This is a genomic window from Klebsiella sp. 141251 (assembly GCF_050600725.1).
Classification (GTDB): domain Bacteria; phylum Pseudomonadota; class Gammaproteobacteria; order Enterobacterales; family Enterobacteriaceae; genus Klebsiella; species Klebsiella aerogenes.
In genome coordinates, this window is record NZ_JAQIRG010000005.1 from 17,603 (window position 1) to 29,378 (window position 11,776).

The 11,776-nt window shown below is 55.4% G+C and carries 14 protein-coding genes; 11 read left to right on the forward strand and 3 right to left on the reverse strand.

Translation table 11 applies throughout. From position 1 onward, the window contains the following. Positions 1 to 38 precede the first annotated feature (38 nt). The 7 genes from lepA to acpS all read left to right on the forward strand — a co-directional run bounded on the left by lepA (position 39) and on the right by acpS (position 6,535). Complete coding sequence (lepA, locus tag PGR09_RS12645; protein ID WP_430916203.1) at positions 39 to 1,838, forward strand: translation elongation factor 4; 1,800 nt, start codon at positions 39 to 41, stop codon at positions 1,836 to 1,838. Positions 1,839 to 1,852: 14 nt separating this feature from the next. Further along, a complete protein-coding gene (gene lepB / locus PGR09_RS12650; protein ID WP_045392778.1) occupies positions 1,853 to 2,827 on the forward strand; it encodes a signal peptidase I in 975 nt (324 codons plus the stop codon). Between the two features lie 253 nt (positions 2,828 to 3,080). Further along, positions 3,081 to 3,761 carry a ribonuclease III gene (gene rnc, locus PGR09_RS12655; RefSeq protein ID WP_020078171.1) on the forward strand — a complete coding sequence of 227 codons (681 nt, stop codon included), beginning with the start codon at positions 3,081 to 3,083 and terminating at the stop codon, positions 3,759 to 3,761. Then, entirely contained in the window at positions 3,758 to 4,663 is a 906-nt protein-coding gene (gene era / locus PGR09_RS12660) for a GTPase Era (RefSeq protein ID WP_015370290.1), read from the forward strand. The genes rnc and era overlap by 4 nt, the downstream gene beginning before the upstream one ends. An 11-nt stretch (positions 4,664 to 4,674) precedes the next feature. Beyond that, positions 4,675 to 5,412, forward strand: a complete 738-nt coding sequence (gene recO / locus PGR09_RS12665) for a DNA repair protein RecO (protein WP_015370291.1) — start codon at positions 4,675 to 4,677, stop codon at positions 5,410 to 5,412. A gap of 11 nt (positions 5,413 to 5,423) precedes the next feature. Continuing rightward, a complete protein-coding gene (gene pdxJ, locus PGR09_RS12670; RefSeq protein ID WP_289577839.1) occupies positions 5,424 to 6,155 on the forward strand; it encodes a pyridoxine 5'-phosphate synthase in 732 nt (243 codons plus the stop codon). Continuing rightward, positions 6,155 to 6,535: a holo-ACP synthase gene (gene acpS / locus PGR09_RS12675; RefSeq protein ID WP_045392774.1), complete on the forward strand. Its 381-nt coding sequence runs from the start codon at positions 6,155 to 6,157 to the stop codon at positions 6,533 to 6,535. Before pdxJ ends, acpS begins: the two co-directional genes overlap by 1 nt. Positions 6,536 to 6,543: 8 nt before the next feature. Here the strand turns inward: acpS and PGR09_RS12680 are convergent, their stop codons facing one another. Further along, a complete protein-coding gene (locus tag PGR09_RS12680) occupies positions 6,544 to 6,804 on the reverse strand; it encodes a YfhL family 4Fe-4S dicluster ferredoxin (protein WP_047043379.1) in 261 nt (86 codons plus the stop codon). A 203-nt stretch (positions 6,805 to 7,007) separates the two neighbouring features. Here PGR09_RS12680 and PGR09_RS12685 point away from each other — a divergent pair, with 203 nt between their 5' ends. After that, entirely contained in the window at positions 7,008 to 7,325 is a 318-nt protein-coding gene (locus tag PGR09_RS12685; protein WP_045392772.1) for a type II toxin-antitoxin system RelE/ParE family toxin, read from the forward strand. A gap of 66 nt (positions 7,326 to 7,391) precedes the next feature. Further along, positions 7,392 to 7,688 (forward strand): NadS family protein, encoded by a 297-nt coding sequence (nadS, locus tag PGR09_RS12690; protein ID WP_045392770.1) that lies wholly within the window; start codon positions 7,392 to 7,394, stop codon positions 7,686 to 7,688. 34 nt (positions 7,689 to 7,722) lie between these two features. On the opposite strand, the gene PGR09_RS12695 is transcribed toward nadS, so the two are convergent. After that, positions 7,723 to 8,571, reverse strand: a complete 849-nt coding sequence (locus PGR09_RS12695) for a MurR/RpiR family transcriptional regulator (RefSeq protein ID WP_047043382.1) — start codon at positions 8,569 to 8,571, stop codon at positions 7,723 to 7,725. A gap of 214 nt (positions 8,572 to 8,785) precedes the next feature. On the opposite strand from PGR09_RS12695, the gene yfhb reads away from it, so the two are divergent. Both yfhb and tadA read left to right on the forward strand, forming a co-directional pair. After that, positions 8,786 to 9,421, forward strand: coding sequence for a phosphatidylglycerophosphatase C (yfhb, locus tag PGR09_RS12700; RefSeq protein WP_045392766.1), 636 nt, complete (start codon positions 8,786 to 8,788; stop codon positions 9,419 to 9,421). 79 nt (positions 9,422 to 9,500) lie between these two features. Continuing rightward, positions 9,501 to 10,004, forward strand: a complete 504-nt coding sequence (gene tadA / locus PGR09_RS12705) for a tRNA adenosine(34) deaminase TadA (protein ID WP_045392764.1) — start codon at positions 9,501 to 9,503, stop codon at positions 10,002 to 10,004. On the opposite strand, the gene mltF is transcribed toward tadA, so the two are convergent. Then, on the reverse strand, positions 10,001 to 11,620 hold the full coding sequence (gene mltF / locus PGR09_RS12710; protein WP_047043386.1) for a membrane-bound lytic murein transglycosylase MltF: 1,620 nt from the start codon (positions 11,618 to 11,620) through the stop codon (positions 10,001 to 10,003). The genes tadA and mltF overlap by 4 nt on opposite strands. Positions 11,621 to 11,776: the final 156 nt, after the last annotated feature.

Here is an 11,776-nt window from a genome sequence, read left to right on the forward strand (position 1 = left end):
GGCCTCATGAGACTCGTAAGGCATAATTAACTCTAAATATGAAGAATATACGTAACTTTTCGATCATCGCTCACATCGACCACGGTAAGTCGACGCTGTCTGACCGTATCATCCAGATTTGCGGTGGCCTTTCTGATCGCGAAATGGCGGCCCAGGTTCTGGACTCCATGGACCTTGAACGTGAGCGTGGCATTACCATCAAGGCGCAGAGCGTCACCCTGGATTACAAAGCCAGCGATGGCGAAACCTATCAGCTCAACTTTATCGACACCCCGGGCCACGTTGACTTCTCCTATGAAGTATCGCGCTCCCTGGCGGCGTGCGAAGGCGCGCTGCTGGTGGTTGACGCCGGGCAGGGCGTAGAAGCCCAGACTCTGGCGAACTGCTATACCGCGATGGAAATGGACCTCGAAGTCGTCCCGGTTCTTAACAAGATCGACCTGCCTGCCGCCGACCCTGAGCGCGTAGCGGACGAGATTGAAGATATCGTCGGTATCGACGCTCACGACGCGGTTTGCTGCTCGGCGAAAACTGGTGTTGGCGTGCCGGATGTGCTGGAACGTCTGGTACGCGATATTCCGCCGCCGGAAGGCGATCCGGACGCGCCGCTGCAGGCGCTGATTATCGACTCCTGGTTCGATAACTATTTAGGCGTCGTGTCGCTGGTGCGTATTAAAAACGGCACCATGCGCAAAGGCGACAAAATTAAGGTGATGAGCACCGGTCAGGTCTATAACGCCGACCGTCTTGGCATCTTCACCCCGAAACAGGTTGACCGTACCGAACTGAAATGCGGCGAGGTGGGTTGGCTGGTTTGCGCCATTAAAGACATCCTCGGCGCGCCGGTGGGCGATACCCTGACCGCGGCGCGTAATCCAGCGGATAAAGCGCTGCCGGGCTTCAAAAAAGTGAAGCCGCAGGTCTACGCCGGTCTGTTCCCGGTGAGCTCTGATGACTATGAGAACTTCCGCGATGCGCTGGGTAAACTGAGTCTGAACGATGCTTCCTTGTTCTACGAGCCGGAAAGCTCAACGGCGCTGGGCTTCGGCTTCCGCTGCGGCTTCCTCGGTCTGCTGCACATGGAAATCATTCAGGAGCGTCTGGAGCGTGAATACGATCTGGATCTGATTACCACCGCGCCGACGGTAGTCTATGAAGTAGAAACCACCTCTAAAGAGGTTATCTACGTCGATAGTCCATCGAAGCTGCCGCCGCTGAATAATATTCAGGAACTGCGTGAGCCGATCGCCGAATGTCACATGCTGCTGCCGCAAGAGTTCCTCGGCAACGTGATTACCTTGTGTATCGAGAAACGCGGCGTGCAAACCAACATGGTTTACCACGGCAAACAGGTTGCGCTGACCTATGAAATCCCGATGGCGGAAGTGGTCCTCGATTTCTTCGACCGTCTAAAGTCGACCTCCCGCGGCTATGCGTCGCTGGATTACAACTTCAAGCGCTTCCAGGCTTCCAACATGGTGCGCGTCGACGTGCTGATCAACGGCGAGCGCGTCGATGCGCTGGCGCTCATCACGCACAACGACAACGCGCCGTATCGTGGCCGCGAGCTGGTCGAGAAGATGAAAGAGCTGATCCCGCGTCAGCAGTTTGATATCGCGATTCAGGCGGCCATCGGTAACCACATCATCGCGCGCTCTACCGTGAAACAGCTGCGTAAAAACGTCCTGGCGAAATGCTACGGCGGCGACGTCAGCCGTAAGAAAAAGCTGCTGCAGAAGCAGAAAGAAGGTAAGAAGCGTATGAAACAGGTTGGTAACGTTGAACTGCCGCAGGAAGCGTTCCTCGCCATTCTGCACGTTGGTAAAGACGGCAAATAATCTAAGGAGTTGGCATGGCGAACATGTTTGCCCTGATTCTGGTCATTGCGACCCTTGTGACAGGGCTGTTGTGGTGTCTGGATAAGTTCATATTCGCACCAAAACGTCGTGAACGTCAGGCCGCTGCTCAGGCAGCGACTGGCGATCAGCTGGACAAGAAAACGCTGAAGAAGGTTGGCCCAAAGCCGGGCTGGCTGGAAACCGGCGCCTCGATCTTCCCGGTGCTGGCGATTGTGCTGATTGTGCGTTCGTTTATCTATGAGCCGTTCCAGATCCCGTCAGGTTCGATGATGCCGACTCTGCTGATTGGCGATTTTATCCTGGTGGAGAAATTCGCCTACGGCATTAAAGATCCGATCTACCAGAAAACGCTGATCGAAACCGGCCATCCGAAGCGTGGCGACATCGTGGTGTTTAAATATCCGGAAGATCCGCGCCTTGACTACATCAAGCGTGCGGTTGGTCTGCCGGGGGATAAAGTCACTTACGATCCGGTGGCTAAGCAGGTGACGATTGAGCCTGGCTGCGCGTCGGGCCAGGCATGCGGGAGCGCCTTGCCGATCACCTACTCAAACGTTGAGCCGAGCGATTTCGTTCAGACCTTCTCCCGTCGCAACGGCGGTGAAGCCACCAGCGGTTTCTGGCAGCTGCCAAAAGGCGAAACCAAAGCCGACGGTATTCGTCTGACCGAGCGCAAAGAGACGCTGGGCGAAGTGACCCACCGTATTCTGACGGTACCTATCGCTCAGGATCAGGTGGGGATGTACTATCGTCAGTCCGGTCAGCCGCTGGCGACATGGGTCGTTCCGCCGGGTGAATACTTCATGATGGGTGACAACCGCGACAACAGCGCCGACAGCCGTTACTGGGGCTTCGTGCCGGAAGCGAACCTGGTGGGTAAAGCCACCGCCATCTGGATGAGCTTCGAAAAACAGGAAGGTGAGTGGCCAACCGGCGTACGTTTATCGCGCATCGGCGGCATCCACTAATTCCTTGTCTTAATTCGCGCTGCCGGTGCAATAATGGCAGCGCGAATTATTTAGTATTTAAATCCATCCAAACTAACGACATCCCTTGTCGTTGCGTATAGAATATCCCCCCGAAGTTTTTGGTTGTCTCTCGAAAGAGTGACACTGCACACGAAACCGCGTTGGTTAGTTTCTGCCCTTATATATCAAGGGTATGTATGCTCAGGTCGGTTTCGTGTGCTGCATCTTTGACGCATTCATTTATTGGTAACGCATGAACCCCATCGTAATTAATCGGCTTCAACGAAAGCTGGGCTACACTTTTGTTCATCAGGAGCTGTTGCAACAGGCATTAACTCACCGCAGTGCCAGCAGCAAACACAACGAGCGTCTCGAGTTTTTAGGCGACTCTATTTTAAGTTTCGTGATCGCCAATGCGCTCTATCATCGTTTCCCGCGGGTAGACGAAGGGGATATGAGCCGTATGCGCGCGACGCTGGTGCGAGGCAATACGCTGGCGGAAATCGCCCGCGAATTTGAACTGGGCGAGTGCCTGCGCCTTGGGCCTGGCGAGCTGAAGAGCGGCGGTTTTCGTCGCGAATCGATTCTGGCTGACACCGTAGAAGCCTTAATCGGCGGGGTTTTCCTCGACAGCGATATTCAAAATGTTGAACGCTTAATCCTCTCCTGGTACCAGACTCGTCTGGATGAAATCAGCCCGGGCGATAAGCAAAAGGATCCGAAGACTCGTCTGCAGGAGTATCTGCAGGGGCGTCATCTGCCGCTGCCGTCCTACCTGGTCGTCCAGGTTCGCGGCGAAGCGCACGATCAGGAATTTACTATCCACTGCCAGGTCAGTGGCCTGAGTGAACCGGTGGTTGGCACAGGTTCCAGCCGTCGCAAGGCGGAGCAGGCTGCCGCCGAACAGGCGCTGAAAAAACTGGAGCTGGAATGAGCGAAGAAAAAAGTTATTGCGGATTTGTCGCCATCGTTGGTCGTCCAAACGTTGGCAAATCCACGCTGTTGAACAAGCTGCTTGGGCAGAAGATTTCGATCACTTCCCGTAAAGCGCAGACTACCCGTCACCGCATCGTCGGTATCCATACCGAAGGGCCGTATCAGGCGATTTATGTTGATACCCCGGGCCTGCATATGGAAGAGAAGCGCGCGATTAACCGCTTAATGAACAAAGCGGCCAGCAGCTCGATTGGCGACGTGGAACTGGTTATCTTTGTCGTTGAAGGTACCCGCTGGACGCAAGATGACGAGATGGTGCTGAACAAGCTGCGCGATGCGCGCGCGCCGGTGATTCTGGCCGTCAACAAAGTTGATAACGTGCAGGAAAAAGCGGATCTGCTGCCGCATCTGCAGTTCCTTGCCAGCCAGATGAACTTCCTCGACATCGTGCCGATTTCTGCGGAAACCGGCACCAACGTTGATACTATCGCGTCGATCGTACGTAAACATCTGCCGGAAGCGATTCATCACTTCCCGGAAGATTACATTACCGACCGTTCCCAGCGTTTCATGGCTTCCGAGATCATCCGCGAAAAGCTGATGCGTTTCCTCGGCGCTGAACTGCCGTACTCCGTGACCGTCGAAATTGAACGTTTCGTGAGCAACGAACGCGGCGGCTACGACATCAACGGCCTGATCCTCGTCGAGCGTGAAGGGCAGAAGAAGATGGTAATTGGCAACAAAGGCGCCAAAATCAAAACCATCGGCATCGAAGCGCGTAAAGACATGCAAGAGATGTTTGAAGCGCCGGTGCACCTCGAACTGTGGGTCAAAGTGAAATCCGGCTGGGCCGATGACGAGCGCGCGCTGCGCAGTCTCGGTTACGTTGACGACCTCTGAGTTAACGCAACGTGGATGGATGGCAGCGCGCCTTTGTCCTGCATAGCCGACCGTGGAGCGAAACCAGTCTGATGCTGGACGTCTTCACGGAAGAGTCCGGTCGCGTGCGCCTGGTTGCCAAAGGCGCACGCTCCAAACGTTCTAATCTCAAGGGCGCTTTACAGCCCTTCACCCCCTTACTGGTTCGCTTCGGCGGCCGCGGCGAAGTCAAAACCCTTCGCAGTGCGGAAGCCGTCTCGCTGGCGCTGCCGCTTAGCGGCATCACGCTCTACAGCGGTCTTTACGTAAACGAGCTCATCTCCCGCGTGCTTGAGCACGAAACGCGCTTCTCCGAACTCTTTTTCGACTACCTGCACTGCATCCAGGCGCTTGCCGGGGCCAGCGGTTCGCCGGAGCCCGCGCTGCGGCGCTTTGAGCTGGCGCTGCTCGGGCACCTGGGCTATGGCGTGGATTTCCTCCACTGTGCCGGCAGCGGCGACCCGGTGGATGACACCATGACCTACCGCTATCGCGAAGAAAAAGGCTTTATCGCCAGCCTGGTGATTGATAACAGCACGTTTACCGGGCACCATTTGAAAGCGTTGGCTAGCCGCGAGTTTCCGGATGTAGATACGCTGCGCGCCGCGAAGCGCTTTACCCGCATCGCCCTGAAGCCGTATCTTGGAGGGAAACCGCTCAAGAGCCGGGAATTGTTTCGCCAGTTTATGCCCGCGCGAAAGGCGCGAGCCGATAATACGAATAATGATTAACGAGGATTGTCATGGCTGAATTACTGTTAGGGGTCAATATTGACCACATTGCGACATTGCGTAACGCGCGCGGTACCGCTTATCCGGATCCGGTGCAGGCGGCTTTTATTGCAGAACAGGCCGGCGCCGATGGTATTACCGTGCACCTGCGCGAAGACCGCCGCCATATCACCGATCGTGACGTGCGCATTCTGCGCCAGACGTTGCACACCCGAATGAATCTCGAAATGGCGGTCACCGAAGAGATGCTGGCGATTGCCTGCGAGACAAAACCGCACTTTTGCTGTCTGGTGCCGGAGAAGCGTCAGGAAGTGACCACCGAGGGTGGACTGGATGTTGCCGGGCAGCGCGATAAGATGCGCGATGCCTGTAAGCGCCTGGCGGATGCCGGTATTCTGGTCTCCCTGTTTATTGACGCCGATGATGAGCAGATCAAAGCGGCTGCCGACGTGGGCGCGCCGTATATTGAAATCCATACCGGCTGCTATGCCGATGCCAAAACCGATGCCGAACAGGCTAAAGAGCTTGAGCGTATCGCCAAAGCGGCGACCTATGCCACCACCCTTGGACTGAAGGTGAACGCCGGTCACGGTCTGACCTATCACAACGTGAAAGCCATTGCCGCCTTGCCGGAAATGCACGAACTGAATATCGGCCATGCCATTATTGGTCGCGCAGTAATGAGCGGTCTGAAAGAGGCTGTCGCGGAAATGAAACGCCTGATGTTGGAAGCGCGCGGCTAATGGCGATTCTCGGGCTGGGTACCGACATCGTCGAAATCGCCCGCATCGAAGCGGTGATCGCCCGTAGCGGCGATCGCCTGGCGCGCCGGGTGCTGAGCGATCACGAATGGAGCATTTGGGAGCAGCATCAGCAGCCGGTGCGTTTTCTGGCAAAACGCTTTGCGGTCAAAGAAGCGGCGGCGAAAGCGCTCGGAACCGGTATTCGCAACGGCCTGGCGTTTAATCAGTTCGAAGTTTTCAACGATGAATTAGGCAAGCCGAAACTGCGGCTATGGGGCGAAGCAAAGCTATTGGCTGAACGGATGGGGGTAAGCGTTATTCACGTCACTCTCGCCGATGAACGCCACTATGCCTGCGCCACGGTGATCGTCGAAAGCTAAACCCGCGGTTAAAGCTTATCCGCGTGATGCATGAGCACGAATTTATCCCACAACTGTTCTTCATTCTCGACGTGCGCCGGATCTTTGAGAATAGTATTCGGGATCGGGCACACTTTCTGGCAGGTTGGCGTGTCGTAGTGACCCACACACTCGGTGCAGCGGTCGCTGTTAATCTCATAAATGCTATCGCCCATCGAAATGGCCTCATTCGGGCACTCCGGCTCGCACATATCGCAATTGATGCATTTTTTGGTGATTAACAGCGCCATCAGGAAAATCTCAGAAACAACACAAACAGGGCGGGCATTATACGCCCATTTTCTACTCAGACCAGCTTTTTCACCAGCGCTTCGCTAGCGTCTATATTTATAACCCCGTTGAGCCTGAATATGTACCTGGTACATTTATTAACTTGCTTGTTGTACCCCATACACTTATGATGATTTTATAATCATGATACGCAGGATGCGGTATGTACACTTTTATTGAGCTGCAGGGTTTCAGTAAACGGCGTCAGGCGCTTCTACCGGATGACGAGTTTCGCGTTTTTCAGGAGGTGTTGATTGAGGATCCTGAGGCTGGCGATACCATCGCAGGGACAGGGGGATTTCGAAAAATTCGCTGGAGCCGACCGGGGATGGGCAAGCGTGGCGGGGTGAGAATTATTTATTACAATGTGACGCGTAAAGGGCGAATTTACCTGGCATTGGTCTATCCCAAAAATGAGCTGGATGATTTAACGGAAGAACAAAAGAAGATGCTGAAACAGTTATCCGCTATGCTGGAATAACGCTGAGTTTCTATCACTCCACGGGACCACGTTGTCAGTGGTGCCCACGAGGGCGATGAGGTACAGATGAAAGACGAATTATTTGCCGATCTGCTGGCCAGTGCAGAAGAAATGGTGAGAATTGAAAAAGGTGAGCAAACCCCTGAGCCGCAGCATGTTCACACTTTTAGCCCGATCGATGTGAAAGCGATTCGCGAAGCGACGGGGTTAAAACAGCAGGATTTTGCTCTCGCCGTAGGCGTTAGCTATGACTTAGTTAAAAGCTGGGAAACTAAACGGCGTCAGCCAACCGGGGCGCCGCGAAAATTGCTGCTTTTATTACAGCTCAATCCTTTTATTATCAATCAGCTCAAAACAATCTAATGTTTGTGGGCATCGCCAGATGCCCATTTTCTACTCAGACCAGCTTTTTCACCAGCGCTTCGCTATGGCGTATCCGTTCCGGCGCGTGTTCGAGATCTTGCTGCACCAGCGCCATAAAGAGGAGATCGGTGAGCATCATTTGCGCGCTGGTGGAGGAGATCGCCGCGCTGCGCGTCGCCTGCTCTTCAGCAATAGTGTAGAGACACTGCGAAGCCTGCTGCTGCAAGGCGTTGGGAGTAAACCCGGTGATCGCGAGGATCTTGCTGCCAACGCGTAGCGCTTCAGCAGCCGCCATATTGATCTCGCGGCGTTCGCCGGAATAGGAGATAGCCAGCAGCAGATCGTCCGCCGACATCGCCTGCACCGTTGCCAGCAGCGCATGCATATCCTGCTCGGCGACGGCGTTGATGCCAATTTTCATTAACTTCCAGCTAAAATTGCGCGCCACCAGCCCGGAGGCGCCGATACCGGTAATGATTACCCGGCGAGCATCGCGCAGCAGAGTCACCGCCTCCAGGAGTTTCTCTTCGCTGTTGACGTCCAGCGAGGCGTGCATCGCCGCGATGTTATCTTTGATCAACTTTTCGCCCACCAGACGCAGCGGATCGTCGCCGCGGATTTGATTGTGTACCGGCACCGAGTGCGGGTCCGGGCTGCTGGCCAGCGCTTCGCTGAGCGCCAGTTTTAATGCCGGAAAGCCTTTGAATCCCATTTTCTGCGCGAACTTCACCACGCTGGACTGGCTGACTCCCGCTTCGCCCGCCAGCTGCTGCGAGCTGAGATGGCGAGTTTGGTCCGGCTGAGCCAGAATAAAGTCGGCGAGTTTTTTGTCGCTCGCCGCCAGCGACGGGTAACGCTGGCGGATGCGGATTAAACAGTTCATGGCTTCTCCGAAGGAGGGCGTTAGCGGCTGAAAGAATTTTGTATTCGATTATAAGTGGAATAATACGAATTAAAAATTCTGCTGTGAAGAATTATGCGAACGGGTCAGATTCTGAATCTTACCTCAACCACGGCAGACAATTTCGCGCTCGTCGCGGCAAGCCTGTTAAGCTATCGACATCGCCAGGAAAATCCGTACCAGAAAGGAGTTCGGTTTGAACAGTAACGCGCGACGAGTCGTGTTTTTCGATCTTGATGGCACCTTGCACCAGCAGGATATGTTCGGCAGCTTTATTCGTTATCTTTTACGTCGTCAGCCGCTCAACGTGCTGGCAGTGGCGGCCTTGTCGCCAGTAGTACTGCTGGGGCTGTTGGTTAACGGTCGCGCGGCGCGCTGGCCGATGAGCCTGCTGCTGTGGGCTGCTACCTGCGGGCGGCGTGAAAGCCATCTTAAGCGTCTGGAGGCGGCGTTCGTTAGCTGGTTTCGCCAGCACGTGACCGCCTTTCCGGTGGTGCAGGGCCGGCTAAACGACTATTTAACCAGTACTGATGCCGACGTCTGGCTGATTACCGGCTCACCGCAGTCGCTGGTGGAACAGGTCTATGCCGATACGCTTTGGCTGCCGCGCGTAAAACTTATCGCCAGCCGTATGAGCCGCCGTCGCGGCGGCTGGGTGCTGACGCTGCGTTGCCTGGGCCATGAGAAAGTAGCGCAGCTGGAACAGCGGATCGGCGCGCCGCTACGTTTATACAGCGGCTATAGCGATAGCGAGCAGGATAACCCGCTACTCTGTTTTTGCCAGCACCGCTGGCGGGTGACGCCGCAGGGCGATCTCCAGCAGCTCGAATAATTCTGCTGCAGGCGAATTATTTGGGCGATATATAGCGCCCATGTATAATGCGCCCCGCTTTTTCTGCAGGAGTGCCGCTGTGTCTGACCACGAATTTAACGATGAATACTGGATGCGCCATGCGCTGACGCTGGCGAAACGCGCCTGGGAAGAGGGCGAGGTGCCGGTGGGCGCCGTGCTGGTACATAACAATCAGGTCATCGGCGAGGGATGGAACCGGCCGATTGGTCGTCACGACCCCACAGCCCATGCCGAAATAATGGCGCTGCGTCAGGGTGGACTGGTTCTGCAGAACTATCGTTTAATTGATGCCACGCTGTACGTCACGCTGGAGCCCTGTGTGATGTGCGCCGGGGCGATGGTGCATAGCCGCATCTCGCGGCTGGTGTTCGGCGCCCGCGATGCTAAAACCGGCGCGGCCGGGTCGTTAATCGATGTGCTGCATCATCCGGGGATGAACCACCGGGTTGAAATTACCGAGGGAATTCTGGCTGAATCTTGCTCTACGATGCTGAGCGATTTCTTCCGCTGGCGGCGGGAAGAGAAAAAAGCGTTGAAAAGAGCGCGGCAGGACGAGGGCTAACGTCCTGCTGTCGGCAACTTTAGTTTAACGTTGTCGACAAGCTTTTCGCCGCGGAATCTAAAGAAGGGCATCGCATACTCTTTATGCTCGCCATCGAGTTCTTCCGGCGTGACGGCTGGATAATCTTCAGCAATCGCCATCTCCTGCGCCGCTTTCCTTTCCTGTTCAGACAAATATCCAACCAGGCTGATATGGTACTTACGAATATTTTCCACGTAGGCGTAGGCCTCATGGCCGCGGGCGTAGCCATATTTTAAGCGGCTGTAGTAGGGCTTCTGGCTCAGCAATGGCAGACGCTGCTTAACGTCGGACCAGCTGTTCGGGTTGCCTTTTTGTTTTTTAGTCAGCGCCATCGCGTCAAGCATATGCGCGTAGCCCATGTTATAAGCCGCCAGCGCAAACCAGATCCGCTCCTCTTTCGGGATCGAGTCCGGCACTTTTGCCATCATATCCTGCAGATAGCGCATACCGCCGTCTAGGCTCTGTTCGGCATCGGTACGGTCGGTCAGACCTAAACTCTGGGCGGTATTGCGGGTTAGCATCATCATGCCGCGCACCCCGGTCGGCGAGGTGGCCTGCGGGTCCCAGTGCGACTCCTGCCAGGCAATCGCCGCCAGCAGTCGCCAGTCGATCTGCCGGGCGTATTTCTCAAACAGCGGCTTCAGATCCGGCAGCGTATTTTGCACCGCGCGCAGGAAGGTGCGGGTATCAACATAGTCGAAGTCGTTGCCGTGGCCGAGATACTTTTCTTCCAGGCGGGCGAGAGTGCCGTCTTCGTTCATACTATTAAAGAAATCGAGCATGGCTGCCGATAGTGAATTGTCTTCGCTTTTTTCGCTAAACCAGGTGACCGGCTGTTCATCGCTGATATCGAGCGCCACAGCCAGCTCCGGATGCACGCGCTGGAACAGGCTGACGGCGACGGAATCGGCGACGGTATATTCCAGCGTGCCGTCGATGACCGCCTGCATCAGGGCGGTGGTGCCGCGTTTTTCATCGACGCGCCAGTTGAGGTCCGGATATTTGCTCTCCTTCAGCGCCTGCAGGTCGTTGAGGGCGACGTGGCCTGGGGCGATGGCGAGCTGTTCGGCGTTAATCCCGGCCAGCGTGCGCGGGCGATTACCGCCAACGCGATAGACCAGCTGCTGCGAAACGGAATAATAGGTAGGGCCTGCCTGATAGTTCTTCACCCGCTCGGTGTTATAGACCAGCCCGGCGGCCAGCATATCGGTTTTACCGGCATCGAGATCGTCGAACAACTGGCTGATATTCTGCCGCACGGTGACTTTCAGCTTCACCCCAAGGTAATCGGCGAAGCGTTTCGCCAGCTCGTAATCGAGACCGTAGTCTTTGTTGTTGATGGCGGCATAGGTCAGCGGCGAGTTAATGGTACTCACGCGCAGTTCGCCGCGGGCAATGATCCCGGCCACGCGGTTCTCCGGTTTTCCCATCCACGGCAAAGACGGCCACAGCGCCGCCGCCAACAAAAGGGTGACGACGCCGATCAGCAGATAATTAATCTTTAATTTTTTCAAATAGTTAATTTTCTGCAGCGTGGAGTTCCTCAGCTGGGTATATCCGGAAAAAGTAAAAGGTTGCCGTAAGTTGAGCGGCATTTTGCTTAAGAATGCGCCAGTTGGCAACTTATTCGCGATTCATGTCACATTTATTGATAAAACTGATGAATCATTTTATTTCTACGCAAACGGTTTCGTCGGGGCTCAGGATTCTCTATAATGGCCGCCGTTTCCCCCTGGCTCACCTTGAAAGCT

Excerpts from the sequence above, each read along its gene's own strand:
- rnc (WP_020078171.1), top strand. The coding sequence starts at position 3,081 with ATGAACCCCATCGTAATTAATCGGCTTCAACGAAAGCTGGGCTACACT.
- era (WP_015370290.1), top strand. The coding sequence starts at position 3,758 with ATGAGCGAAGAAAAAAGTTATTGCGGATTTGTCGCCATCGTTGGTCGT.
- lepA (WP_430916203.1), top strand. The coding sequence starts at position 39 with ATGAAGAATATACGTAACTTTTCGATCATCGCTCACATCGACCACGGT.
- PGR09_RS12685 (WP_045392772.1), top strand. The coding sequence starts at position 7,008 with ATGTACACTTTTATTGAGCTGCAGGGTTTCAGTAAACGGCGTCAGGCG.
- mltF (WP_047043386.1), bottom strand. The coding sequence starts at position 11,620 with ATGCCGCTCAACTTACGGCAACCTTTTACTTTTTCCGGATATACCCAG.
- PGR09_RS12695 (WP_047043382.1), bottom strand. The coding sequence starts at position 8,571 with ATGAACTGTTTAATCCGCATCCGCCAGCGTTACCCGTCGCTGGCGGCG.
- pdxJ (WP_289577839.1), top strand. The coding sequence starts at position 5,424 with ATGGCTGAATTACTGTTAGGGGTCAATATTGACCACATTGCGACATTG.
- acpS (WP_045392774.1), top strand. The coding sequence starts at position 6,155 with ATGGCGATTCTCGGGCTGGGTACCGACATCGTCGAAATCGCCCGCATC.
- lepB (WP_045392778.1), top strand. The coding sequence starts at position 1,853 with ATGGCGAACATGTTTGCCCTGATTCTGGTCATTGCGACCCTTGTGACA.
- PGR09_RS12680 (WP_047043379.1), bottom strand. The coding sequence starts at position 6,804 with ATGGCGCTGTTAATCACCAAAAAATGCATCAATTGCGATATGTGCGAG.
- nadS (WP_045392770.1), top strand. The coding sequence starts at position 7,392 with ATGAAAGACGAATTATTTGCCGATCTGCTGGCCAGTGCAGAAGAAATG.